Genomic DNA, 24,711 nt, shown 5'->3' on the forward strand with positions numbered 1-24,711 from the left:
CGATGTGACCTTCAAGATCCGACCCTACAAGCAGGGTCCGACATCGGCCCTGCACTTGCTGCAACGCCCGGGAGTCACCTCGATGATTCCCGCCCCGCGACGATTTCAGCCGTGGATCGGCCGTGGATCGCCACAAAATCTGTCGTGCACCTGCCGCGACTCAGCGACCGGAGAGCGTCCTGACCAGCTCCTCTGCGGTACGGCAGCGGTCAAGGAGCTCCTTGACGTGCTTACGAGTCCCCCGCAGCGGCTCCAGTGTGGGAACCCGTTGCAGGGAGTCACGACCCGGCAGATCGAAAATGACCGAATCCCAGGAGGCCGCGGCGACATCATCCGCGTACTGCTCCAGGCAGCGGCCGCGGAAGTAGGCCCTGGTGTCCTCTGGGGGCTTCTGCTCCGCCCGGGTGACGTCCGGCTCGTCCAGCAGCCGCTTCATCTTGCCGCGGGCCGCCAGACGGTTGTACAGGCCCTTGTCGGGGCGCACGTCGGCGTACTGGAGGTCGATGAGGTGCAGCCGCGCCGCGTCCCAGTCCAGGCCGTCCCGGCGTCGGTAGCCCTCCATGAGCTCACGCTTGGCGACCCAGTCCAGCTCGCCGGACAGGCTCATCGGATCGTTCTCCAGCCGGCCGAGCACGTCCTCCCACCTGGTCAGGACGTCCTTGGTCTGGTCGTCCGCATCCGCGCCGTAACGGTCCTCGACGTATTTGCGGGCCAGCTCGAAGTACTCCATCTGGAGCTGGACGGCGGTGAGCGTGCGGCCGCTGCGGAGCGTGATCAGATGTTGCAGGGTGGGGTCGTGGGAGACCTGGTGGAGGGTGCGGACGGGCTGGTCGACGGCCAGATCGACGGCGATGAACCCGTCCTCGATCATGGAGAGCACCAGCGCGGTGGTGCCCAGCTTCAGGTAGGTCGAGATCTCGGAGAGGTTGGCGTCGCCGATGATCACGTGGAGCCGGCGGTACTTCTCCGCGTCCGCGTGCGGTTCGTCGCGGGTGTTGATGATCGGCCGCTTGAGCGTCGTCTCCAGGCCGACCTCCACCTCGAAGTAGTCGGCGCGCTGGCTGAGCTGGAAGCCGTGCTCGTGGCCGTCCTGGCCGATACCGACCCGGCCGGCGCCGGTGACCACCTGGCGGGAGACGAAGAACGGCGTCAGGTGCCGCACGATGTCCGAGAACGGGGTCTCCCGCTTCATCAGATAGTTCTCGTGCGTGCCGTAGGAGGCGCCCTTGTTGTCGGTGTTGTTCTTGTAGAGGTGAATGGGCTGGGCGCCGGGGACCTGGGCGGCCCGCTCGGCGGCCTCGGCCATGACCCGCTCGCCGGCCTTGTCCCAGAGGACGGCGTCGCGCGGATTGGTGACCTCGGGGGCGCTGTATTCGGGGTGGGCATGGTCGACGTAGAGCCGGGCGCCATTGGTGAGGATCACATTGGCCAGGCCGATGTCCTCGTCCGTGAGCTGGCTGGCGTCGGCGTTGTCCCGTGCGAGGTCGAAGCCGCGGGCGTCCCGCAGCGGGTTCTCCTCCTCGAAATCCCAGCGGGCACGGCGTGCCCGGTGCATCGCGGCCGCGTAGGCGTTGACGACCTGGGACGAGGTGAGCATGGCATTGGCGTTCGGGTGGCCGGGGACGGAGATCCCGTACTCCGTCTCGATTCCCATTACTCGCCGTACAGTCATGCGGCCCTCCTAGCCCGGCGGCGCCCCCGGATGGGGTCGGCGCTCAAGTACCGCTGTGCTTCCGGTCCGTGTGCGTGCCCCACGCCCGCACAGCGTGACGCAGCGGTACCGAAGAGCCTAGAACGCCTTAGCGGCGCTGGGGAGATCATTACAGTCATTGCTCCAGTCCGGTTTTCCCTGGTTCACCGCGCCCTTATGAGGAGCGGTTCTGGCGCCCCCGGAAAAGCGTCCGGCTGCGGACGCCCCGTGCAGGACATCCGCAGCCGGAGAGCGGTGTTACAGGTATTGGCCGGTATTCGCCACCGTATCGATGGAGCGACCGGTGTCTGCGCCCTGCTTTCCGGTGACCAGCGTACGGATGTATACGATCCGCTCGCCCTTCTTTCCGGAGATCCGGGCCCAGTCGTCCGGGTTGGTGGTGTTGGGCAGGTCCTCGTTCTCCTTGAACTCATCCACGCAGGCCTGGAGGAGGTGGGAAACCCGAAGCCCCTTCTGATTGTGTTCGAGGAAGGCCTTGATGGCCATCTTCTTCGCACGTCCTACGATGTTTTCGATCATCGCACCGGAGTTGAAGTCCTTGAAGTAAAGGACTTCCTTGTCACCATTGGCGTAGGTGACCTCCAGGAAGCGATTTTCCTCGGATTCCGCATACATCTGCTCGACGACCGACTGGATCATTCCGCTCACTGCGGCCTTCCGCGAGTCGCCGTGTTCGGCGAGATCGTCGGAGTGCAGCGGCAGCCGTTCCGTGAGGTACTTCGAGAAGATGTCCTTGGCGGCCTCCGCGTCCGGGCGCTCGATCTTGATCTTCACATCGAGACGGCCGGGGCGCAGGATCGCCGGGTCGATCATGTCCTCGCGGTTCGAGGCGCCGATCACGATCACGTTTTCGAGGCCCTCGACACCGTCGATCTCGGAGAGCAGCTGCGGGACGATGGTGTTCTCCACGTCCGAGCTGACGCCGGAGCCCCGGGTGCGGAAGAGGGAGTCCATCTCGTCGAAGAAGACGATGACGGGGGTCCCCTCGCTCGCCTTCTCCCTGGCGCGCTGGAAGACCAGCCGGATGTGCCGTTCCGTCTCGCCGACGTACTTGTTGAGCAGCTCGGGGCCCTTGATGTTGAGGAAGAAGCTCTTCCCCGCGGGCTGCCCGGTCACCTCGGCGACCTTCTTGGCAAGGGAGTTGGCGACCGCCTTGGCGATGAGCGTCTTGCCGCAGCCGGGCGGGCCGTAGAGCAAGACACCCTTGGGCGGGCGGAGTTCGTGCTCCTTGAAGAGGTCGGGGTAGAGGTACGGAAGCTCGACCGCGTCCCGGATCAGTTCGATCTGGCCGCCCAGACCGCCGATCTTGGTGTAGTCGATGTCCGGGACCTCTTCGAGGACGAGTTCCTCGACCTCGCTCTTCGGGATGACCTCGTAGACGTAGCCGGAGCGGGGCTCGAGGAGCAGGGCGTCGCCGGGGCGGATGGTGATGTCCAGCAGCGGCTCGGCGAGCCTCACCACCCGTTCCTCGTCGGTGTGCCCGATCACCAGGGCGCGCTCGCCGTCCTCAAGGATCTCCTTGAGGGTGACGATGTCGCCGGCGCTCTCGAACTCCATGGCCTCGACCACATTGAGCGCTTCATTGAGCATGACCTCTTGGCCGCGCCTGAGGTCCTCGGTCTCCACACTGGGGCTGACATTCACCCGGAGCTTTCTGCCGCCGGTGAAAATGTCGACCGTGCCGTCATCGTTCGTCTGAAGGAAGACCCCGAAGCCGGCCGGCGGCTGCGCGAGCCGGTCGACTTCCTCCTTCAGGGCCACGATCTGGTCGCGGGCCTCGCGGAGAGTATTGGCGAGACGCTCGTTCTGCGCCGAGACGCCGGCCAGGTTGGTCTGCAGCTCGACGATCCGCTCTTCGAGAATCCTCGTGTGACGCGGAGAGTCGGCGAGCTTGCGTCGCAGGACGGCGATCTCCTGCTCAAGATAGGCAACCTGGCCGGCGGGATCTTCAGACCCTCGCCCCGGCCGGATGCCGCGGTTGATGTCGTCGTCGTGGGCTGCCACGGTCCTCACCTCCTCCAAGGAGCTGGACGCTTCCTGACCCTACCTGGGCCGGTGCAGGTTGAAACCCCTAGATCGAAAAGACTGTCGGGGCGTGTCCGATCTTCACCCTTGCGCACGTCCTCACGCCAAGGGAATACCCACCCAACAACATCGGAAAGCGAGCGGTTGTATCGTCGACTTGGTCAACACCCGTCAGGGCTGGCGCCACTTAGACAAAAACGGTTCACGTACGCAGGAACGGCAGGCGAGATGACCGCGCAGGACGAAGCCCCAGAGCTGGAAGTATGGATCGACCAGGATCTGTGCACCGGGGACGGCATCTGTGCGCAGTACGCGCCGGAGGTCTTCGAGCTCGACATCGACGGTCTGGCCTACGTCAAGAGCACCGATGACGAGCTGCTCCAGGACAAGGGGGCCACAACGCCCGTCCCGCTGAAGCTGCTGGCTGACGTGCGGGATTCCGCGAAGGAGTGCCCCGGGGACTGCATCCACGTCCGCCGCGTCGAGGACCTGGTCGAGGTCTACGGCCCGGACGCGGAGTAGCCCCGCCGGAGCGGAACGCTCCCGGCGCGCACACCGTGTGACCGGTCAGACGCGCCGGGTGCTCACAGCGGCGGGGAGTTCGCTCTGGACGAACTTCCCGCCCTTCCATTGCCACTTGACGCTCTTGCGCACGTCCGGGCAGCAGCGCGGGACGTCGCGCGTGGAGTAGCCCAGGACCGCCGCAGAGATCGCGCCATCCTTGATAGTGAGGGTTTGGACGCTGCGCTGCTGTGCGGGCGCGAGGAGTGTCGCCACGATCCGCGGGGCGGCCCGGCGCCCGCCCGGCTGCGCGAGGACGTAGACGCCGCTGGGCGGGGAGCCCATCCCGCTGTGGCAGCGGACCACCGCGACGGTCTCGGTCGTCCCGTCGCCGTCGAGGTCTCCGGAGGCCTTTTTCACCACGTCGAGGCGATTGGGGCCGCAGTCGACCGGAAAGGTCACCCGGCTCGGGTCGGGGGCCGCTGCGGGGTGCCCGCCGGTGGCGGCGGGGGTGGTCGTGGCGGTGGCGTCGGGGGGCTGGACGAAGGACGCGGCCGCGACGACCGCCGAGATGGCGGTGGCGGTGGCGAGCCAGTGCATGGGGCGCGGCTGGGTGTGCAAGAGGTCCTGGCCTGCCATGGGCTGCACGCGGGGTAACTCCTGTGAAGTGCTGAAGCGGTGGGAGTGCCCAGCATCGTTCCACAGGAGGGGGCGGCAAGGAACCAACAGGACCGGAGTTTTCCGTGTGGATCCGGGGTGGAAACGAAGCGGCGCCGCCGGCGGATTCCCGTGCGGGAACTCGTCGGCGGCGCCTGGTGGTTCGGTGGCCGGTTCTGGACGGTCAGCCGCGGTCGGTGGAGCCGCCACCGGATGCCGCCGCCGCGTCCTTGCCGGGGCCCGTGTAGTCCTCGCCGTACGCGCCCTTGGCGGGGCGGCGGCGGCGCAGCGGGGGCTCGACGCCGTCGGCGAGGCGGCGGGCGGTCAGCAGGAAGCCGGTGTGGCCGATCATGCGGTGGTCCGGACGGACGGCGAGGCCCTCGACGTGCCAGGTGCGGACCATGGTTTCCCAGGCCGACGGCTCGTTGAAGGTGCCGTGCTCGCGGATCGCCTCGACCGTGCGGGCCATCTGCGTCGTCGTCGCGACGTAGGCGCAGAGGATGCCGCCGGGGACCAGGGCCTTGGAGACGGCCTCCAGGCACTCCCAGGGGGCGAGCATGTCGAGGATGACGCGGTCGACCTCGGTGTCGGAGAGGTTGTCCTGGAGGTCACCGACGGTGAGCGTCCATGCGGGGTGCGGACCGCCGAAGTAGCGCTCCACATTCTGCGTGGCGATCTCGGCGAAGTCGGCGCGGCGCTCGTAGGAGTGCAGCATGCCGTCGTCGCCGATGGCGCGCAGCAGGAAGCTGCTGAGCGAGCCGGAGCCCACACCTGCCTCGACGACGCGGGCGCCGGGGAAGATGTCGGCCATCGCCAGGATCTGCCCCGCGTCCTTGGGGTAGACCACGGCGGCACCGCGGGGCATGGACAGGACGTAGTCGGGGAGCAGCGGGCGCAGCGCGAGGTAGGCGACGTTCCCTGTGGTACGGACAACGCTGCCCTCGGGAGCACCGATCAGCTCGTCGTGGGGGAAGGCTCCCTTATGGGTGTGGAAGCTTTTTCCCTCTTCGAGCGTGAAGGTGTAGTGGCGTCCCTTGGGGTCGGTGAGCTGGACCTGGTCCCCGACCTTGAAGGGCCCGCGACGGCGGGCGGCACCGGTCGGTTCGGACATGTGACCAGCCTACCGGCCCGTCGGGGCCGCGCCGACCAGTGGGCGGGCGGTGCGCGGCCGGTGCCCTAGGGGGCCGCCTTTCGGGCCATGGCCGAGACGAAGGCCCGCTCGACGTCGCCGGTGGACAGCACGCCGTAGATCTCGCCGGTCTCCTCGACGACGAGGTATTCGGTGGCGGGGGTGGCCCGCAGGTACTCCAGGAGGTCCTCGCCGGCGAGTTCGGCGGAGACCCGCATGCCGTCCTTGAGGTCCTGGGAAAGGGTGCCCACGGGGACCCAGGGGCGGCGGTGGTCGGGGACACCGACGATGGCGGCCTCGCGGACGAGGGCGGTGGGGGTGCCCTGGCGGTCGACGACGACCAGGGCGCGGGCGCCGGCGTCGTTGGCGCGGCGCAGGGCCTCGGAGAGCGGGGTATCGGTCTCGACGGGGACGGCGCGCCGGGTCAGGGTGCGGGCGGTGAGGTCGGGGAGGCGTTCGCGCAGCCGGGCCATGCGCAGGCTGTTGCCGGCGCCGGTCCAGATGATCGCGGCGAGGATCGCGGCGAGCAGCGCGTCGGTGAGCGAGTCGGCGCCGCCGATCTCGGGGCGGGCGGCTCCGAGGACGCCGGTGTGGGTGAGCAGCGGCAGTCCGATGAGGACCGTGACGGCGAGCGCGCGGCCGACCCAGGCCGCGGCGATGGTGCCGCTCATGGGCCGGCCGGTGATCTTCCAGACCAGGGCGCGCAGCATCCGGCCGCCGTCCAGCGGGAGGCCGGGCAGCAGGTTGAAGACCGCGACGATGAGGTTGGAGATCATCAGGCCCGCGAGCAGGACCCCCGGGACGGTGTCGGGTTCGACCAGCTGCATGCCCGCGTAGAAGACGCCGGCGAGGACGAGGGAGAGCAGCGGGCCGACGAAGGCGAGGACGAACTCCCTGCCGGGGGTCTCGGTCTCCTTCTCGATCTCCGAGACGCCGCCGAAGAACTGGAGCTGGATACGGCGTACGGGGAGCTTGAAGCGGAGCGCGGCGACGGTGTGGGCCAGCTCGTGGACGAGCACCGAGGCGTAGAAGGCGACGGCGAAGAAGAGCGAGACCAGATAGCGCGCGGCGCCGAGCTCGGGCAGCACGCGCTCCAGCTGGCCGCCGAAGACCCAGGTGATCAGGGCGGCGACAAGGAACCAGCTGGGCGCCACGTAGACGGGCACGCCGAAGGGACGGCCCATCAGAATGCCGCCGCCGGTCTTCTTCTTGCCCGGAGTGGGTCCCTTCGGTCCGTTGTTGCGCTCGGGCGGCTCGGGCGGCTGGGGCCGCACGGACTCCTCGGGGTCCTGCGACTTCCCGCTCTCGTCCACGGCGTCCCCTCATTGACTACGGCTTTCGCCCCTGCTCGGCCTGATATCTCGATCATGCAGGGCGAAGGGGTCCGCCGTCGATGGTATGCGGAGCGGCCCGGCCCGGTCCGCCGCGGGGCCCCAGGGGGTGGCCGCAAAGTCCCGTCGTCCGCCCGGGCCGCGAGCCAGGCGGGGCTTTGCGGACACCCCCAGCGCCGGTGACCCGTCCGCGCCTGTCAGTGGCGGGCCGTAGGGTTTTGTGGCATGGGATGGAGCACGGAGCAGGCCGGGGCGGATACGCGGAGTGGGCGGAGCGGCGGTGAGCCGGGCGCGGCGGCGGCCGGGGCGGGGCCCGGCGACGGGGAGCGGGCGCGGCCGCCGGTGGCGCTGTCGCCGTCGCGGGCGAGCGATTTCATGCAGTGCCCGCTGCTGTACCGCTTCCGGGTGATCGACCGACTGCCGGAGAAGCCGAGCGCGGCGGCGACCCGGGGCACGGTCGTCCATGCGGTGCTGGAGCGGCTCTTCGACGCTCCGGCGGCGGAGCGTACGGCGGCCGGGGCGCGGGCGATGGTGCCGGGCGAGTGGGAGAAGCTGCTCGCCAAGCGGCCGGAGCTGGCCGAGCTGTTCGCGGAGGATGCGGAGGGCGAGCGGCTGGCGGGGTGGCTGGCGGAGGCCGAGGCGCTGGTGGAGCGGTGGTTCTCGCTGGAGGATCCGACGCGTCTGGAGCCGGCGGACCGTGAGCTGTATGTGGAGACGGTGCTGGAGTCGGGGCTTCAGCTGCGGGGCTTCATCGACCGGGTGGATGTCGCGCCGACCGGCGAGGTGCGGATCGTCGACTACAAGACCGGTAAGGCGCCGCGGCCGCAGTTCGCCGAGGGCGCGCTGTTCCAGATGAAGTTCTACGCGCTGGTGGTGTGGCGGCTGCGCGGTGTGGTCCCGCGGCGGCTTCAGCTGGTCTACCTGGGCAGTGGCGATGTGGTGACGTACGACCCGGTCGAGGCCGATCTGCGGGGCGTGGAGCGGAAGTTGCTGGCGCTGTGGGAGGCGATCCAGCTGGCGACGGTGAGCGGCGACTGGCGGCCGCGGCCGACGAAGCTGTGCGGCTGGTGCGACCACCAGGCGCACTGTCCGGAATTCGGCGGCACTCCCCCGGTGTATCCGCTCCAGGTGCGCCCGGCGGAGGGCGGTGTGCCGCCGCAAGGCAGAATGGGGGACATCTAACGAAGGAGAGCTCGTGGCCATCCGCGTCCTGCTGGTCGACGACCAGCCCCTGCTGCGTACGGGATTCCGGATGATTCTGGAGGCGGAGCAGGATCTGGCGGTCGTCGGGGAGGCCGGGGACGGCCTCCAGGCGCTGGAGCAGGTGCGGGCGCTTCAGCCCGATGTGGTGCTGATGGACATCCGGATGCCCCGGATGGACGGGGTCGAGGCGACCCGGCAGATCACCGGCCCGGCCAAGGACGGCCCGGCGAAGGTGCTGGTGCTGACGACCTTCGATCTGGACGAGTATGTCGTCGAGGCGCTGCGGGCGGGGGCGAGCGGCTTTCTGCTCAAGGACGCCCCGGCCAATGAGCTGGTGCAGGCGATCCGGGTGGTGGCGGCGGGCGAGGCGATGCTCGCGCCGAGCATCACCCGCCGGCTGCTGGACAAGTACGCGGGCCATCTGCCGTCGGGCGAGGAGCCGGTGCCGGACACCCTGCACACCCTCACCGAGCGCGAGGTGGAGGTGCTGAAGCTGGTGGCCCGCGGGTTGTCGAATGCGGAGATCGCCGCGGATCTGTTCGTCAGCGAGACCACCGTCAAGACGCATGTGGGGCATGTGCTGACGAAGCTGGGGCTGCGCGACCGGGTGCAGGCGGCGGTGTACGCGTACGAGAGCGGTCTGGTGCGCCCCGGCGCACAGTAGGGCGGCGGGCCTGACGGCCCGGCGGACGGACGACGGCGGGGCCGGCCCGGGGAGATTTCCCGGGCCGGCCCCGCCGTGGTGTGCAGGCGTCCGGTCAGGCCTCGGCCGGCTTGCTGATCTCCCAGAAACGGAAGACGGTCGACGGGTCCAGGGTCCATTGCAGACCGGAGACCCCTTCCCGGGCCACCGCGTACTGCTTGCCCTGCCAGAGCGGGAGCATCGGCACGTCCTGCGCGACGATGTCCTGGAGCTCCCGGAACTCGGACTTGGTGGCGCCGCGGTTCGGCTGGTCGGCCGTCTTGGGCAGCAGCCGTCCGGTGATGGCGGGCGAGTCGTAGTGGTTGGCCACCACGCTGTCCTTGCCGAAGAACGGCTGGGTGAAGTTGTCCGGGTCCGGGTAGTCCGGGATCCAGCCCTTGACATAGGCGCCGAACCGGCCGGAGCCCACGCCCTGCTCGTACTCCTTGGTGGGCAGGGAGCGCACCTTGGCCTTGAACAGTCCGCTGGCGTTGAGCTGTTGGGCGATCTCCTCGAAGGCCGGGACGGTGCCGGGGCCGAAGCGGTCGGGGGTGGCCCACAGCGTGAGCGGCACCTTGCCGTTGTAGCCGGCGGAGCGGAGCGCTTCCTTCGCCTTGTCCGGCTTCGGACGGTCGCCGTAGGTGTTGAAGAAGGAGGTGCTGTGGCCCGTGATGCCGGCCGGGACGATCGAGTACAGCGGCACGGCGGTGCGCTGGTAGACGTCCCGTACGAGGGTCGAGCGGTCCAGGAGGTAGGCGATCGCCTTGCGGACGCCGAGCTTGCCGGTGACCGGGTCCTTGAGGTTGAAGACCAGGTGCATGACCTCGGCGCTGGCGCCCTCGACGACCTGGGTGCCGTGCTGCTGCTTCAGCGAGGCGTTGTTCAGCTGCGCGATGTCCTTCATGGCCAGACCGCGGTAGGCGACGTCGACATCGCCGCCCTCGACGGCCTTCTTGAGCGTGCCGGCGGAGTTGAAGAACTTCACGGTCATCCCGGAGTTCTTGACCTTGGCCGGGCCCTCGTAGGAGCCGTTGACGGCGAAGACGGCCTTCTGGGGGCTGTAGGACTTGAGGGTGTAGACGCCGGAGCCGACGGCCTTGCCGTCGGTGCGCAGCCGGTCGGCGGGGTACTCGGCGTGGTCGACGATGGAGCCGGCGCCCGAGGCTATCTTCATGGGGAAGGTCGCGTCGGGCGACTTCAGCCGGAAGACCACGGTCTTGGCGTCCGGGGCCTCGACCTTGTCGAGCGCGGAGAACATCACGGCGGGGCCGTTCTTGTCCTTGATGCGCCGGGTGCGGTCGAAGGAGTACTTGACGTCCTTGGACGTCAGGTGGTGGCCGTTGCTGAAGGTGAGACCGTCCTTCAGGGTGCAGCGGTAGACCTTGCTCTCCCTGTCGGTGAAACCGCAGCGCTCGGCGGCTTCCGGCTCGGGGGTGGTGCCTCCCTTGGGGAAGCTCAGCAGGGACTGGAAGACGTTGTTGAACAACAGCCACGAGCCGGGCTCGTAACCGGCCGCGGGGTCGGTCGACACGACCTTGTCCGTCATTCCCATGACCACGGGCTCGCCGTTGCCGGCCGCTCCCGAGTCGTCCGTGCCGCACCCGGCGACCGCGAGCAGAGCTGTCGCCAGCCCCGCTCCGATCGGGGCGGCCAGCCACTGGTCACGCTTCCTCACTAAACGGTCCTCACGTTCTGGGTCGTGCCTGTTGGGCCGCGGCGAGAGGCCACGGCGGTGGTGTGCTGCATGGGTGGAATCCGCCGGCTCAGTCGGCGACGCCGCGGCTGAGCTCCCAGATCTGGAGCCCCGATGCGGAGTTGAGGGCCCACTCCAGGCCGGTGATGTCATCGCGGGCGGCGACGTACTGCTTGCCCTGCCAGAGCGGGAGCAGCGGTACGTCGTCGGCGATGATGTCCTGCGCCTGCTTGAAGTCGGCCCCCGCGGCGTTGCGGTCGGACTGCTGGCGGCTGGACGGGATCAGCTGCGACTCGATCTTTCCGTTGCGGTAAGGGGAGCCGAGGAAGTTCTGCTTGCCGATGAAGGGCGCGATGTAGTTGTCGGCATCCGGGATGTCCGGGAACCAGCCCATGTTGAAGACGGAGTACTTGCCGTCGAGGGAATCGGTGCGGAACTGCTGCCAGCTGTCGACACCCTTGATGCTGATGTCGAACAGCTTGGTGCGGTTGAGCTGGCTCTGTAGCGCACGGACCTCCTTGACGGTGCTGGATCCGTAGTGGTTCGTGGTGTACGTGAGGGTGAACTTCACCGGAGAGGTGATGTGCGCGTCCCGCAGCGTCTTGCGGGCGGCCCCGACATCGGGGTTCCCGTACTTGTTGAAGAACGAGTTGATGTGCCCGGTGAGGCCGGTGGGCACCATCGAGAACAGCGGGTCGCCGGTGTACGAGTAGACGTTCCGCACCAGATCCGAGCGGTTGATGATCTGCGCCATCGCCTGCCGTACGGCCTTGTTGGAGACGGCCGGGTCCTTGGTGTTGAAGGCCAGGTAGCGGATCTCCTGACCGGGCATCTCCTGGAGCCTGATGCCCTTGTCGCGGGCCTTCTCCAGGCCCTTGACCTGGTCGGGCGCCAGACCGCGGTTCATCACGTCGATGCTGCCCTTGCGCAGCGCCTTCTCCGTGGACACGGAGTCGTCGAAGAAGCGCATCTCGACCTTTTCGTTCTTCGCCTTCACTCCGCCCTTGTAGGTGGGGTTCTTGGTGAAGAAGGCCTTGGTGATGCGGTTGTCGCTGCGCTCGGTCTTGAGGGTGTACGGACCGGAGCCGACGACGTCGAATCCGCTGTAGAGGCGGCCCTTGGGGTACACCTCGGGGTCGACGATGGCCGCGGCGGGCGTGGTGAGCTTCTGCGGGAAGGTGGCGTCCGGCTTCTTGAGGTGGAAGACCACCTCGGAGTCGCTGGGCGTCTCGACCTTGTCGATGCCGTCGAGCAACGACACCGGACCATTGGTGTTGTTGATGGTCTTCATGCGGTCGATGGAGAACTTGACGTCCTGCGCCGTCAGGGCGTGACCGTTCGAAAACTTCAGGCCGTCCCGCAGAGTGCAGCGGTACTGCTCGTTCTGGGTGTCACGGAACCCGCAGGACCGGGCGGCCTCGGGCACCGGGGCGGTCCCGGACCGGGGCAGCCGCATCAGCGTCTGGAGCGTGCTGCGCATGACGTTCCACGCGTCGACGTCGTAGGCCTGCGACGGGTCGAGCGGCGCGGGGGCCGCCTTCGTCGCCTCGATGTGGGTGGCGACACCCACGACGATCGGATCGACGCCCTCACCGGCACCGTCCGAGCTGCCGCAGGCAGCAAGAACAGGGGCGAGGAGACCGGCCAGCGCCGGCAGCACCAGGGTCTTGCGATTCATCGTCGGCAGGTTCCTTATCAGCGCAGAGGTGTTGCTCGCGTCGACATTAGTAGGAACGGCCAGCCGCACTGGGACGCAATGGAGTTGTATCGATATGGCACCTGGATAACGATGGCAACCTGCTCGATATCCGGACGGCGGAACGATTCACACGTTGCCCCATCAATCCGGACAGTTACCCCCGCGGAAAGCACCCCGGAGGCCCCCTGGAACACCTGCGGGGCCCGCTGTCGACGGCCTGGCACGTGAGAAACGTCACGCGTTCAAGGGTCCGTGGCGAAGCAACAATTCAGTCAGTGCATTCGTCACGGAAAATGAGCGGGCCGCTCCACTCGGTTCCCGTCGCCTTTCCCGGAGCACGCTCAGTGCACGGTGCCGCGGCTTTCCGTGATGAGCGTCCGGAGAAATGGCAGATCAACTTCTTCCAGCGAACGGACGACCGTACGCCCCAGGGCCGGCGGGATCGGCGTCACCGAAGGCACCGCGACGACCGGGCAGCCCGCCGCCTCCCCCGCCGTCACCCCGGTCAGGGTGTCCTCGATGACCGCACAGCACGCCGGGTCCGCCCCCAGCCGCGCGGCGGCCGTCAGATACGGGTCGGGGTGCGGCTTGGTGCGCTCCAGGTCATCGCCGGCCAGGGTCAGCCGGAAGTTCTCCGGGCCGAGGGAGTGCAGCATCTGGTCGACGATGGCGCGGTGCGAGGCGGAGACCAGGGCGGTGGGGATCCCGTGCGCGGCCAGCTCGGCCAGCAGCCTGCGGGCGCCCGGCATCAGCGGGACACCGCGCCCGATCCGTGCCAGGAAGGCGGCGTTGAGCAGCACGCTGAGCTCGGTCAGGCTGATGTCGACGCCGGTGACCTGAATCAGATAGCCGGCGCTGCGGGTCATCGGACCGCCCACCACGACCTCGCGGTGCGCGTCGTCGAGGATGTGCCCGAGCTCGGCGAAGACCTCCGCCTCCGCCTCCCACCAGAAGCCCTCGGTGTCGACGAGGGTGCCGTCCAGATCGAGGAATACGGCCTGGAGGGTCGCGGCTTCGACCGTGCGGGTGCCGACTGCGGGGATGCTGCTGGTCATCCATCCACCTCCAACTGCGACGTCCCCCAAGGGACGAAAGGGCCGGTCGTCACCCCCGGCTGGGGATACGACCGGCCGCCACCGGACCGATAAGTGTACGACGGTACGTGCCGGAATGCGTGGTGATACAGGTCAGGGCCGTCCTGGGGAGTGCCCCGGGACGGCCCTGACCTGCTCACGCAGAGTTACCGCATGGTGCTGCCGTGACGGGAGACCATGCCTGGGCTCCGGTCAGGGCGTCCGCCCGTTACCGCGCGTTGAAGTACTTGGCTTCCGGGTGGTGGATGACGATGGCGTCGGTGGACTGCTCCGGGTGGAGCTGGAACTCCTCGGAGAGCTCGACACCGATCCGCGCCGGCTCCAGCAGGTCGGCGATCTTGGCGCGGTCCTCCAGGTCGGGGCAGGCACCGTAGCCCAGCGAGAAGCGCGCGCCCCGGTACTTGAGCGCGAACATGTCCTCGACGTCCTGGGGGTCCTCGCCCGCGAAGCCCAGCTCGGCGCGGACCCGGGCGTGCCAGTACTCGGCCAGCGCCTCGGCCAACTGGACGGACAGACCGTGCAGTTCGAGGTAGTCGCGGTAGGAGTTGGCCTCGAAGAGCTCGGCGGTGGCGGCGCCGATCCTCGAACCGACGGTGACGACCTGGAGGCCGACGACATCGGTCTCGCCGGACTCCTCCGGGCGGAAGTAGTCGGCCAGGCAGAGCCGCCGGCCGCGGCGCTGGCGGGGGAAGGTGAAGCGGGTGCGCTCGGTGCCGTCCTCGTGCAGCAGGATCAGGTCCTCGCCCTTGGACACACAGGGGAAGTAGCCGTGCACGACGGCGGCTTCGAGCAGGTTCTCGGTCTGGAGCTTGTCGAGCCAGCCGCGCAGCCGGGGACGGCCCTCGGTCTCCACCAGCTCCTCGTACGTCGGCCCCTCGCCGGTGCGGGCCTGCTTGAGGCCCCACTGGCCCTTGAACAGCGCGCCCTCGTCCAGCCAGGAGGCGTAGTCGGCCAGCTGGATGCCCTTGACGACCCGGGTGCCCCAGAACGGCGGCGTCGGGACGGGGTTGTCGACGGCCACGTCGGAACGCACCGCGCCCTCGGGCTCCTCGACCTCCAGTGCGGCGGTGTCCCGCTTGGGCACCCGGCGCTGCTTGAGCTCGGGGAGGCTGGCGCCGGGCACCCCGCGCTTGACCGCGATCAGGGCGTCCATGAGGCGCAGGCCCTCGAAGGCGTCCCGGGCGTAGCGGACCTCGCCCTCGTAGATCTCGTGCAGGTCCTGCTCGACGTAGGCGCGGGTGAGGGCGGCGCCGCCCAGGATGACGGGGAAGTCGGCCGCCATCTTGCGCTGGTTGAGCTCCTCCAGGTTCTCCTTCATGATCACCGTGGACTTGACCAGGAGCCCGGACATCCCGATGACATCGGCCTTGTGCTCCTCGGCGGCTTCCAGGATCGCCGAAACCGGCTGCTTGATGCCGAGGTTGACGACGTTGTAGCCGTTGTTGGACAGGATGATGTCGACGAGGTTCTTGCCGATGTCATGGACGTCGCCGCGGACGGTGGCCAGCACGATGGTGCCCTTGCCCTCGTCGTCGGACTTCTCCATGTGCGGCTCCAGGTAGGCCACCGCGGTCTTCATGACCTCGGCGGACTGGAGCACGAACGGCAGCTGCATCTGGCCGGAGCCGAAGAGCTCGCCGACGACCTTCATGCCCGCCAGGAGGGTCTCGTTGACGATGTCGAGCGCGGGCCGCTCCCCCAGCGCCTCATCGAGGTCCGCCTCCAGGCCGTTCTTCTCACCGTCGATGATGCGCCGCTGGAGGCGCTCGTCCAGCGGCAGGGCCAGCAGCTCCTCGGCCTTGCCGGCCTTCAGCGACTTGGCGGTGGCGCCCTCGAACAGCTCCATCAGCTTCTGGAGCGGGTCATAGCCCTCGCTGCGCCGGTCGTAGATCAGGTCGAGGGCGGTCTTGACCTCTTCCTCCTCCAGACGCGCGATCGGGAGGATCTTGCTCGCGTGCACGATCGCCGAGTCCAGACCGGCCTTGACGCACTCGTCGAGGAACACGGAGTTCAGCACGATCCGGGCGGCCGGGTTCAGACCGAAGGAGATGTTCGACAGGCCCAGGGTCGTCTGGACCTCCGGGTGACGCTTCTTCAGCTCCCGGATCGCCTCGATGGTGGCGATGCCGTCCTTGCGGGACTCCTCCTGGCCGGTGCAGATGGTGAAGGTCAGACAGTCGATGAGGATGTCGCACTCATGAATGCCCCAGTTGCCGGTCAGATCGTCGATCAGCCGCTCGGCGATGGCGACCTTGTGCTCGGCGGTGCGGGCCTGGCCCTCCTCGTCGATGGTCAGCGCGATCAGTGCCGCACCGTGCTCCGCCGCCAGCTCCGTGACCTTCGCGAACCGCGACTCGGGCCCGTCCCCGTCCTCATAGTTGACGGAGTTGATCACCGCACGGCCGCCGAGCTTCTCCAGGCCCGCCTGGATGACGTTCAGCTCCGTGGAGTCCAGCACCACGGGCAGGGTGGAGGCGGTGGCGAAACGGCCGGCCAGCTCCTCCATGTCCGCGACGCCGTCCCGGCCGACGTAGTCGACGCACAGGTCGAGCATGTGGGCGCCCTCGCGGATCTGGTCGCGCGCCATCTCCACACAGTCGTCCCAGCGCCCGTCCAGCATCGCCTCGCGGAACTTCTTCGACCCGTTGGCGTTGGTCCGCTCGCCGATCGCGAGGTAGGAGGTGTCCTGGCGGAAGGGCACGGTCTGGTAGAGCGAGGCGGCGCCCGGCTCGGGGCGCGGCTCGCGCGGCGGCGGGGTGATCCCGCGGACCCGCTCGACGACCTGGCGCAGATGCTCGGGGGTGGTGCCGCAGCAGCCGCCGACCAGCGAGAGGCCGTACTCGCCGACGAAGGTCTCCTGGGCGTCGGCCAGCTCGGCGGCGGTCAGCGGGTAGTGCGCGCCGTCCTTGCCCAGTACGGGCAGGCCCGCGTTGGGCATACAGGCGATCGGGACCCGGGAGTGCCGGGCCAGGTAGCGCAGATGCTCGCTCATCTCGGCCGGGCCGGTGGCGCAGTTCAGGCCGATCATGTCGATGCCCAGCGGCTCCAGCGCCGTCAGCGCCGCGCCGATCTCGGAGCCCAGCAGCATGGTGCCGGTCGTCTCGACGGTGACCGAGCAGATCACCGGGAGGTCACTGCCGGTGGCCTTCAGGGCGCGGCGGGCGCCGAGGATGGCGGCCTTGGTCTGCAGCAGGTCCTGGGTGGTCTCCACCAGCAGCGCGTCCGCACCACCGGCGATCATGCCCTCGGCGTTCTGCTGGTAGGCGTCACGCAGGGTGACGTACGGGGCGTGGCCCAGCGTCGGGAGCTTGGTGCCGGGGCCCATCGAGCCGAGCACATAGCGCTGCTGCCCGGTCGAGGCGGTGAACTCGTCGGCGACCTCGCGGGCGATGCGGGCGCCGGACTCCGACAGCTCGAAGACCCGCTCGGGGATGTCGTACTCGGCCAGCGCGGCGAAGTTCGCGCCGAAGGTGTTGGTCTCCACGCAGTCGACACCGACCGCGAAGTACTCCTCGTGCACGGAGCGCACGATGTCGGGACGGGTCACATTGAGGATCTCGTTGCAGCCCTCCAGCTGCTGGAAGTCCTCCATGGACGGGTCCTGCGCCTGAAGCATGGTGCCCATCGCGCCGTCGGCGACCACCACCCGCGAGGCCAGGGCCTCCCGCAGGGTTGTGGCGCGGGACGTGTTGACGGACGTTGGCGTGTTCGAGGCCATGGAGATGCTCCCGTGGTTGCGACGGCTGTCGGCTTTGCACCCTCCTTCAGAGGGCGCACCCGGCCAGCGTAGCTGCCGGTCCGGTACACGTGTTCCCCGTTTCACGCCCTGGACAGCACCACTCCACCCCGCTGCCTGCACCATCCGTGATCGTTGGCAGACTCCGGTGCGTTTATCAAGTATCTGCAGATCGCTGACTTGAGTCGGCATGGACCGATATCGTTCAGCATTGTCGAACCGCATACTTCCGGAGGTTGCCCGATGGCACGCACCATCCAGTCGCTGGAGCGCGCCGCAGCGATGCTGCGGCTGCTCGCGGGAGGGGAACGGCGGCTGGGGCTCTCCGACATCTCCTCCTCCCTGGGACTGGCGAAGGGCACCGCGCACGGCATCCTGCGCACGCTCCAGCAGGAGGGCTTCGTCGAGCAGGACGCCGCCTCCGGCCGCTATCAGCTGGGCGCGGAGCTGCTCCGGCTGGGCAACAGCTATCTGGACGTGCACGAGCTGCGCGCCCGCGCCCTCGTGTGGACCGACGACCTGGCCCGCTCCAGCGGTGAGGCGGTCTACCTGGGCGTGCTGCACCAGCAGGGCGTGCTGATCGTCCACCACGTCTTCCGTCCGGACGACAGCCGGCAGGTGCTGGAGGTGGGCGCGATGCACCCGCTGCACAGCACCTCGCTGGGCAAGGTGCTGTGCGCCTACGACCCGGTCGCGCACAGCGAGGTCGTCGAGGCGGAGCGGGAGGCGATCACCCCGCGCACGGTGACCGGGCTGGGTGACATCGAGGGGCTGCTGGACCTGACCCGGGCCCGCGGCTGGGCCGCGGACGTGGAGGAGACCTGGGAGGGCGTGGCCTCGGTGGCCGCGCCGATCCACGACCGGCGGCGGATGCCGGTGGGCGCGGTGGGCATCACGGGGGCGGTGGAGCGGGTCTGCAACGACGGCGAACTGCGGCCGGAAATCATCGCTGCTGTGAGGGATTGCGCACGCGCCGTATCCCGTGATCTTGGCGCAGGGCGATTCTGACCTGATTCACCCCATAAGTTCACCTAAGTTTTTCGCCACGGAACCCTTGACGGGGTTCTACCGGTGAACAAAACTGCCGTTCGTCGGTCGGCATTGTCGAACACCTAACGGCAATATTCGCTATGGTGGGGCATTGCCGCGGGCCGACCACCGCCCTCTAGGAGGGCGCGGACCACCGGACGGGACCCGGGGTTCGCCTTCCCCTGGACGAAGGACAAAGGAGTCGCGGGTGTCCAGCTCCGACATCTTCATCAGCGAGACCATCGGTACCGCTGTTCTGATCTTGCTCGGCGGTGGCGTCTGCGCCGCCGTCACATTCAAGCGCTCCAAGGCGCACAACGCCGGATGGGTCGCCATCGCCTTCGGGTGGGGCTTCGCCGTCCTCACGGGTGCCTACATCGCCGCGAAGTCCGGCGCCAACCTCAACCCTGCGGTCACCATCGGCCTCGCCATCAAGGGCGGCATCGAGTGGAGCCAGGTGCCGGTCTACTTCGCCGGCGAGATGCTCGGCGCCATGATCGGCGCGGTGCTGGTGTGGGTCACCTACCTCGGGCAGTTCCAGGCCCATCTGAGTGACCCCGAGGTCCTGGCCGACCACACCACCGAGGAGGGCCTGGTCGACCCGACCGCCGCTCCCAAGGCCGGACCGGTGCTCGGCATCTTCTCCACCGGGCCGGAGATCCGGAACGCGGCGCAGAACCTGCTCACCGAGATCATCGCCACCACCGTGCTCGTGCTGTCGATCCTCACGCTCGGTCTGAGCGACAACGGCAAGGGCGTCGGCGTCATCGGCACGCTCCTGGTCGCGCTGGTCGTCACCGGTATCGGTCTGTCGCTGGGCGGTCCGACCGGGTACGCCATCAACCCGGTCCGTGACCTCGGCCCGCGCATCGTGCACGCACTTCTGCCGCTGCGGAACAAGGGCGGTTCAGACTGGGGCTACGCCTGGATCCCGGTCGTCGGCCCGCTGATCGGCGGAGCCATCGCCGGTGGTATCTACCAGGTGGCATTCGCCTGAGCCGCCTGACCGCCCCGACTCCGCCCGCACAGACTTCTTGGAGCACACCATGAGCGACACCCCCAGCACCGCCTCCCACGGGCACGGCCCGTTCATCGCGGCCATCGACCAGGGCACCACGTCCAGCCGCTGCATCGTCTTCGACAAGGACGGCCGGATCGTCTCGGTCGACCAGAAGGAGCACGAGCAGATCTTCCCGAAGCCGGGCTGGGTGGAGCACGACGCCACCGAGATCTGGACCAACGTCCAGCAGGTCGTCGACAGCGCCGTCCACAAGGCCGGGCTGACCGCCGCCGACGTCAAGGCGATCGGTATCACCAACCAGCGCGAGACCACCGTGATGTGGGACCGCACCACCGGTGAGCCGGTCCACAACGCGATCGTCTGGCAGGACACCCGCACCGACGCGCTCTGCAAGGAGCTCGGCCGCAATGTCGGCCAGGACCGCTTCCGCCGGGAGACCGGTCTGCCGCTGGCCTCGTACTTCGCGGGCCCGAAGATCCGCTGGCTGCTCGACAACGTCGAGGGCCTGCGCGAGCGCGCCGAGCGCGGCGACATCCTCTTCGGCACCATGGACTCCTGGGTCATCTGGAACCTGACCGGCGGCGTCGACGGCGGCGTGCACGTCACCGACGTCACCAACGCCTCGCGCACCATGCTGATGAACCTCCACCGCCTGGAGTGGGACCCGAAGATCCTCGCGTCGATGGAGATCCCGGCGGCCGTGCTGCCGGAGATCAAGTCGTCCGCCGAGGTCTACGGCCGCACCACCGGCGGTGTGCTGGCCGGTGTGCCGGTCGCCTCGGCGCTCGGTGACCAGCAGGCCGCGCTGTTCGGCCAGACCTGCTTCGAGCAGGGCGAGGCCAAGTCCACGTACGGCACCGGCACCTTCATGCTGATGAACACCGGCCACGAGCCGGTCAATTCGTACAACGGACTGCTGACCACGGTCGGTTACCGCATCGGCGACCAGCAGCCGGTCTACGCCCTGGAAGGCTCCATCGCCGTCACCGGCTCGCTCGTCCAGTGGATGCGCGACCAGATGGGGCTCATCAACAGCGCGGCCGAGATCGAGACCCTGGCCAGCACGGTCGAGGACAACGGCGGCGCGTACTTCGTACCGGCCTTCTCCGGCCTGTTCGCCCCCTACTGGCGCTCGGACGCGCGCGGCGTCATCGCGGGCCTGACCCGCTATGTCACCAAGGCGCACATCGCACGCGCCGTACTCGAGGCCACCGCCTGGCAGACCCGCGAGATCACCGACGCCATGACCAAGGACTCCGGCGTCGAGCTGACCGCGCTCAAGGTCGACGGCGGGATGACCTCCAACAACCTGCTGATGCAGACCATCTCGGACTTCCTGGACGCCCCTGTGGTGCGCCCGATGGTCGCCGAGACCACCTGCCTCGGCGCTGCCTACGCGGCCGGACTGGCCGTCGGCTTCTGGTCCAGCACCGACGAACTGCGCGCCAACTGGCGCCGGGCCGCCGAGTGGACCCCCCGGATGGATGCGGCCACCCGTGACCGCGAGTACAAGAGCTGGCTCAAGGCCGTCGAGCGGACCATGGGCTGGATCGAGGACGAGGAGTAAACATGAGCACCCTGCAGAGCGTCCCGGCACTCGGGACGCACCCGGCCAGTGGTTCGCACGCGAGCCGTGCCGAGACCCGGGAGCAGCTTTCCCGGGCGACGTACGACCTCCTGGTGATCGGCGGCGGCATCCTGGGCATCTCCACCGCCTGGCACGCCGCACAGGCCGGACTGCGGGTGGCCCTGGTGGACGCCGGTGACTTCGCCGGCGCCACCTCCTCCGCCTCCTCCAAGCTGCTGCACGGCGGTCTGCGTTACCTGCAGACCGGCGCGGTCAAGCTGGTGGCGGAGAACCACTTCGAGCGGCGTGCGGTGTCCCGCCAGGTGGCACCGCACCTCGCCAACCCCCTGACCTTCTACCTGCCCGTCTACAAGGGCGGCCCGCACGGCGCCGCCAAGCTGGGCGCGGGCGTCTTCGCCTACTCCGCGCTGTCCGCGTTCGGCGACGGCGTCGGCCATGTCATATCCCCGGCCAAGGCGGCGCGCGACGTGCCGGAGCTGCGGACGGACAACCTCAAGGCCGTGGCCGTGTACGGCGACGACCAGATGAACGACTCCCGGATGGCCCTGATGACCGTCCGCGCGGCCGCCGCGGCCGGCGCCACGGTCCTCAACCACGCCGAGGTCACCGGACTGCGCTTCACCCAGGGCCGGGTCACCGGTGCGGAGCTCAAGGACCGTACGGACGGCCAGGAGTTCGGCGTCAACGCCCGCCTGGTGCTGAACGCCACCGGCCCGTGGGTGGACCACCTGCGCAAGATGGAGGACCCCAACTCGGCCCCCTCCATCCGGCTGTCGAAGGGCGCGCACCTGGTCCTCAAGCGCACCGCCCCCTGGAAGGCGGCGCTGGCCACCCCGATCGACAAGTACCGCATCACCTTCGCCCTCCCCTGGGAGGACATGCTGCTGCTGGGCACCACGGATGAGGAGTTCGAGGGCGACCCGGCGGACGTCTCGGTCACCGAGAAGGACACCGCCCAGATCCTGGACGAGGCGGCCTTCTCCGTCCGTGACCAGCAGCTGTCGCGCGATCTGATCACGTACTCCTTCGCGGGTCTGCGGGTGCTGCCCGGTGGCCCCGGCGACACCTCCAAGGCCAAGCGCGAGACGGTCGTCACCGAGGGCAGCGGCGGCATGCTGTCGGTGGCCGGCGGCAAGTGGACGACCTTCCGGCACATCGGCCGTACGGTCATGAACAAGCTCGCCGCGCTGCCCGGCCACCCGCTGGCCGAGGACATGGAGCCGATCGCGCATCTGCCGAAGAAGCTCCCGCTGCCCGGTATCGCCAACCCGAACGCGGTCGCGCACCGGCTGCTGGTCGACGGCGGCACCCCCGGACCGCGGATGGCCCCGGAGACGGCGCGGCACCTCGCCACCCACTACGGCTCGCTGTCCTTCGACATCGCCCGGCTGGCGAACGACAACCCGGCGCTGGCCGAGCGCATCCACCCCGACGCCCCGGAGATCTGGGCGCAGGTCGCCTACGCCCGCGACCACGAGTGGGCCGAGACGGTCGACGATGTGCTGCGCCGCCGTACGACCCTGATGATCCGCGGCCTCGACACGGAGGACGTCCGGGCCAAGGTGAAGGACATGCTGGCGGGCTGACGCCGGTACAGCACGGCTGAGAGCGGCTGACGGCACGCCATGGCGTGTGCAGCGCGTGACGATGGGGCGGGCCACGGGGCCGCCCCATCGTCATGTCCGCCTGCGGAGCGGGGGCGGGACGGCCGTCGGCGGTGACTGTCAGTGGCGGCTGCGATGATGTGCGCAGGAATCAACGCAGGTTCCGGAACGGGGGAAGTCCGGTATGCAGCGGCGGGGGACGCAGGCCCGGCCACGGTGGCGGCGGGCGGTGACGTGGGCGGCCTGGACGGTCGCGCTGCTGATCGTGCTGCCGCTGACGCTGGCGGGGACCGCGCTGCGCGCCCAGTACGCGGGCGAGGCCGCTCCGGAGGCCAGGACCCGTGGGCGCGACGCGCTCTGGCTCGGTCATGCCTGGGTGGACGGCCGGCGGGACGCCTCCGACGTGGCGGCGCTGCGCCGCCGTATCCAGGACACCGGCATCCGTGATCTGTACGTCCACGCCGGGCCGTTGGAGCACGACGGCACCCTGCCGCCCGCCCGTAAGGCCTATCCGCGGGCCGGCCGGCTGATCTCCGCGCTGCACCGCGCGCTGCCGTCCGTGCGGGTGCACGCCTGGCTGGGCGACCGGCTGGTCTACGAGCCGGGCGAGCGCGGCGGGCTCCGGCTGTCGGACGCCACGGCCCGTGCGGCGATCGTGGCGAGCGCCCGTCAGGTGCTGGCGGCCGGGTTCGCCGGGGTCCATCTCGACCTGGAGCCGCTGCACTCCGGCAATGCCGACTATCTGCGGCTGCTGGACCGGCTCGGGCCCGTGGTCCGGGGCCGGGGAGCGGTGCTCTCCGTCGCCGTCCACCAGATCGATCCGCTGCCCGGACTGCACACCGTCAGCGGGGCGCTGACGGGCCACCGCAAGTGGATATCCCAGCGGTTCTTCGGTCAGGTGGCGCGCCGGGTCGACCAGATCGCCCTGATGTCGTACGACACCGGGCTGCTGGCCGAGAGCCTCTACGGCGGTTATGTGGCGCAGCAGACCCGGCTGGCGCTGGCGGCGACGGGGCCGCACACCGATCTGCTGATGGGGCTGCCGTTCTTCCACACCGAGAGCGTCGGCCATCACGCCTCCGCGGAGACGGTACGGGCCGCGGTGCGGGGCATACGGCTGGGGCTGACCCGCGAGGAGCCTGTCCGCCGGCGGTTCGGTATGGCGCTGTATGTCGACTTCGCCGCCACGGACGAGGACTGGGCCGCGTACGGGAAGGGCTGGGGCCGGCGGCACCGGTCATAATGGGCGCCCAGACATCGGATGTCTGGGCGGTATCCGGGCGGGTCCAGCGGGGAGGTCGGCATGGCGGTCACCGACGAGGCCATCGAGAAGATCAAGGGCATGATCGTCTCCGGGGCGCTGCGGCCGGGCGACCGGCTGCCGAAGGAGAGCGAGCTGGCGGCCGAGCTCGGACTGTCCCGCAACTCCCTGCGCGAGGCGGTGCGCGCGCTCTCCCTCATCCGCATCCTGGACGTGCGCCAGGGCGACGGCACCTACGTCACCAGCCTCGATCCGCAACTCCTGCTGGAGGCCATGAGTTTCGTGGTGGACTTCCACCGCGACGACACGGTGCTGGAGTTCCTCGCCGTCCGCCGCATCCTGGAGCCGGCCGCCACGGCGATGGCGGCCGGCCGGATCGGGACGGCGGAACTGGACGCCCTGGAGGCCCAGTTGGACGCGCTGGGGCCGAGCCCCTCGGTCGAGGATCTGGTCGCCTGCGATCTGGAGTTCCACCGGGGGATCGTCGCGGCGTCCGGCAACTCCGTGCTCTGCTCCCTGCTGGAGGGACTGTCCGGGCCGACCACCCGGGCCCGGGTCTGGCGGGGGCTGACGCAGAAGGACGCGGTGGCCCGCACCCTGACCGAGCACCGGGCGATCCTCGGCGCACTGCGCGACCGGGACGCGGAGGCCGCGCGGGCCTGGGCGACCGTGCACATCGCGAGCGTGGAGCAGTGGCTGCGCGCCTCGCTGTGAGACCGGCCGGTATACGGGGCCGGGCCCGCGTCC

The 24,711-nt window shown here is 69.2% G+C and carries 18 protein-coding genes; 9 read left to right on the forward strand and 9 right to left on the reverse strand.

Going from position 1 to position 24,711, the window contains the following annotated elements; translation table 11 throughout:
* Window positions 1-160 precede the first annotated feature (160 nt).
* Complete coding sequence (gene dop / locus CP981_RS07970; RefSeq protein ID WP_085927761.1) at window positions 161-1,672, reverse strand: depupylase/deamidase Dop; 1,512 nt, start codon at window positions 1,670-1,672, stop codon at window positions 161-163.
* Between the two features lie 276 nt (window positions 1,673-1,948).
* Window positions 1,949-3,715, reverse strand: coding sequence for a proteasome ATPase (gene arc / locus CP981_RS07975; protein ID WP_042157154.1), 1,767 nt, complete (start codon window positions 3,713-3,715; stop codon window positions 1,949-1,951).
* A gap of 249 nt (window positions 3,716-3,964) precedes the next feature.
* Here arc and CP981_RS07985 point away from each other — a divergent pair, with 249 nt between their 5' ends.
* On the forward strand, window positions 3,965-4,258 hold the full coding sequence (locus CP981_RS07985; RefSeq protein WP_085927760.1) for a ferredoxin: 294 nt from the start codon (window positions 3,965-3,967) through the stop codon (window positions 4,256-4,258).
* 45 nt (window positions 4,259-4,303) lie between these two features.
* Here CP981_RS07985 and CP981_RS07990 read toward each other — a convergent pair whose 3' ends face one another.
* The 3 genes from CP981_RS07990 to CP981_RS08000 form a co-directional block, all read right to left on the reverse strand.
* Window positions 4,304-4,876 carry a hypothetical protein gene (locus CP981_RS07990; protein ID WP_085927793.1) on the reverse strand — a complete coding sequence of 191 codons (573 nt, stop codon included), beginning with the start codon at window positions 4,874-4,876 and terminating at the stop codon, window positions 4,304-4,306.
* A gap of 202 nt (window positions 4,877-5,078) precedes the next feature.
* On the reverse strand, window positions 5,079-6,005 hold the full coding sequence (locus tag CP981_RS07995) for a tRNA (adenine-N1)-methyltransferase (RefSeq protein ID WP_085927759.1): 927 nt from the start codon (window positions 6,003-6,005) through the stop codon (window positions 5,079-5,081).
* Window positions 6,006-6,070: 65 nt separating this feature from the next.
* Window positions 6,071-7,336: a site-2 protease family protein gene (locus CP981_RS08000; RefSeq protein ID WP_085927758.1), complete on the reverse strand. Its 1,266-nt coding sequence runs from the start codon at window positions 7,334-7,336 to the stop codon at window positions 6,071-6,073.
* 243 nt (window positions 7,337-7,579) lie between these two features.
* Here CP981_RS08000 and CP981_RS08005 point away from each other — a divergent pair, with 243 nt between their 5' ends.
* Window positions 7,580-8,536 (forward strand): RecB family exonuclease, encoded by a 957-nt coding sequence (locus tag CP981_RS08005; RefSeq protein WP_085927757.1) that lies wholly within the window; start codon window positions 7,580-7,582, stop codon window positions 8,534-8,536.
* 13 nt (window positions 8,537-8,549) lie between these two features.
* Window positions 8,550-9,221: a response regulator gene (locus CP981_RS08010; RefSeq protein ID WP_018087782.1), complete on the forward strand. Its 672-nt coding sequence runs from the start codon at window positions 8,550-8,552 to the stop codon at window positions 9,219-9,221.
* 94 nt (window positions 9,222-9,315) lie between these two features.
* Here CP981_RS08010 and CP981_RS08015 read toward each other — a convergent pair whose 3' ends face one another.
* The 4 genes from CP981_RS08015 to metH all read right to left on the reverse strand — a co-directional run bounded on the left by CP981_RS08015 (window position 9,316) and on the right by metH (window position 17,443).
* A complete protein-coding gene (locus tag CP981_RS08015) occupies window positions 9,316-10,914 on the reverse strand; it encodes an ABC transporter substrate-binding protein (protein WP_085927007.1) in 1,599 nt (532 codons plus the stop codon).
* Window positions 10,915-11,002: 88 nt separating this feature from the next.
* Window positions 11,003-12,610, reverse strand: a complete 1,608-nt coding sequence (locus CP981_RS08020; RefSeq protein ID WP_085927008.1) for an ABC transporter substrate-binding protein — start codon at window positions 12,608-12,610, stop codon at window positions 11,003-11,005.
* Between the two features lie 362 nt (window positions 12,611-12,972).
* Window positions 12,973-13,686 (reverse strand): HAD family hydrolase, encoded by a 714-nt coding sequence (locus tag CP981_RS08025; protein ID WP_085927009.1) that lies wholly within the window; start codon window positions 13,684-13,686, stop codon window positions 12,973-12,975.
* A gap of 247 nt (window positions 13,687-13,933) precedes the next feature.
* Window positions 13,934-17,443 (reverse strand): methionine synthase, encoded by a 3,510-nt coding sequence (gene metH / locus CP981_RS08030; protein ID WP_085927010.1) that lies wholly within the window; start codon window positions 17,441-17,443, stop codon window positions 13,934-13,936.
* Between the two features lie 261 nt (window positions 17,444-17,704).
* Between metH and CP981_RS08035 the strand changes: the two genes are divergently transcribed.
* From CP981_RS08035 to CP981_RS08060, 6 genes are all read left to right on the forward strand, one after another.
* Entirely contained in the window at window positions 17,705-18,469 is a 765-nt protein-coding gene (locus CP981_RS08035; protein ID WP_042157171.1) for an IclR family transcriptional regulator, read from the forward strand.
* A gap of 229 nt (window positions 18,470-18,698) precedes the next feature.
* Entirely contained in the window at window positions 18,699-19,487 is a 789-nt protein-coding gene (locus tag CP981_RS08040; protein ID WP_085927011.1) for an MIP/aquaporin family protein, read from the forward strand.
* Window positions 19,488-19,536: 49 nt separating this feature from the next.
* Window positions 19,537-21,078, forward strand: a complete 1,542-nt coding sequence (gene glpK / locus CP981_RS08045; RefSeq protein ID WP_085927012.1) for a glycerol kinase GlpK — start codon at window positions 19,537-19,539, stop codon at window positions 21,076-21,078.
* Between the two features lie 2 nt (window positions 21,079-21,080).
* Window positions 21,081-22,685, forward strand: coding sequence for a glycerol-3-phosphate dehydrogenase/oxidase (locus tag CP981_RS08050; protein WP_085927013.1), 1,605 nt, complete (start codon window positions 21,081-21,083; stop codon window positions 22,683-22,685).
* Window positions 22,686-22,887: 202 nt separating this feature from the next.
* A complete protein-coding gene (locus CP981_RS08055; protein ID WP_085927014.1) occupies window positions 22,888-23,946 on the forward strand; it encodes a glycoside hydrolase family 18 protein in 1,059 nt (352 codons plus the stop codon).
* Between the two features lie 60 nt (window positions 23,947-24,006).
* Window positions 24,007-24,678: a FadR/GntR family transcriptional regulator gene (locus CP981_RS08060; RefSeq protein ID WP_085927015.1), complete on the forward strand. Its 672-nt coding sequence runs from the start codon at window positions 24,007-24,009 to the stop codon at window positions 24,676-24,678.
* Window positions 24,679-24,711 lie beyond the last annotated feature (33 nt).

Origin of the sequence: Streptomyces platensis (assembly GCF_008704855.1) — a bacterium.
In the GTDB taxonomy this organism is placed as follows: domain Bacteria; phylum Actinomycetota; class Actinomycetes; order Streptomycetales; family Streptomycetaceae; genus Streptomyces; species Streptomyces platensis.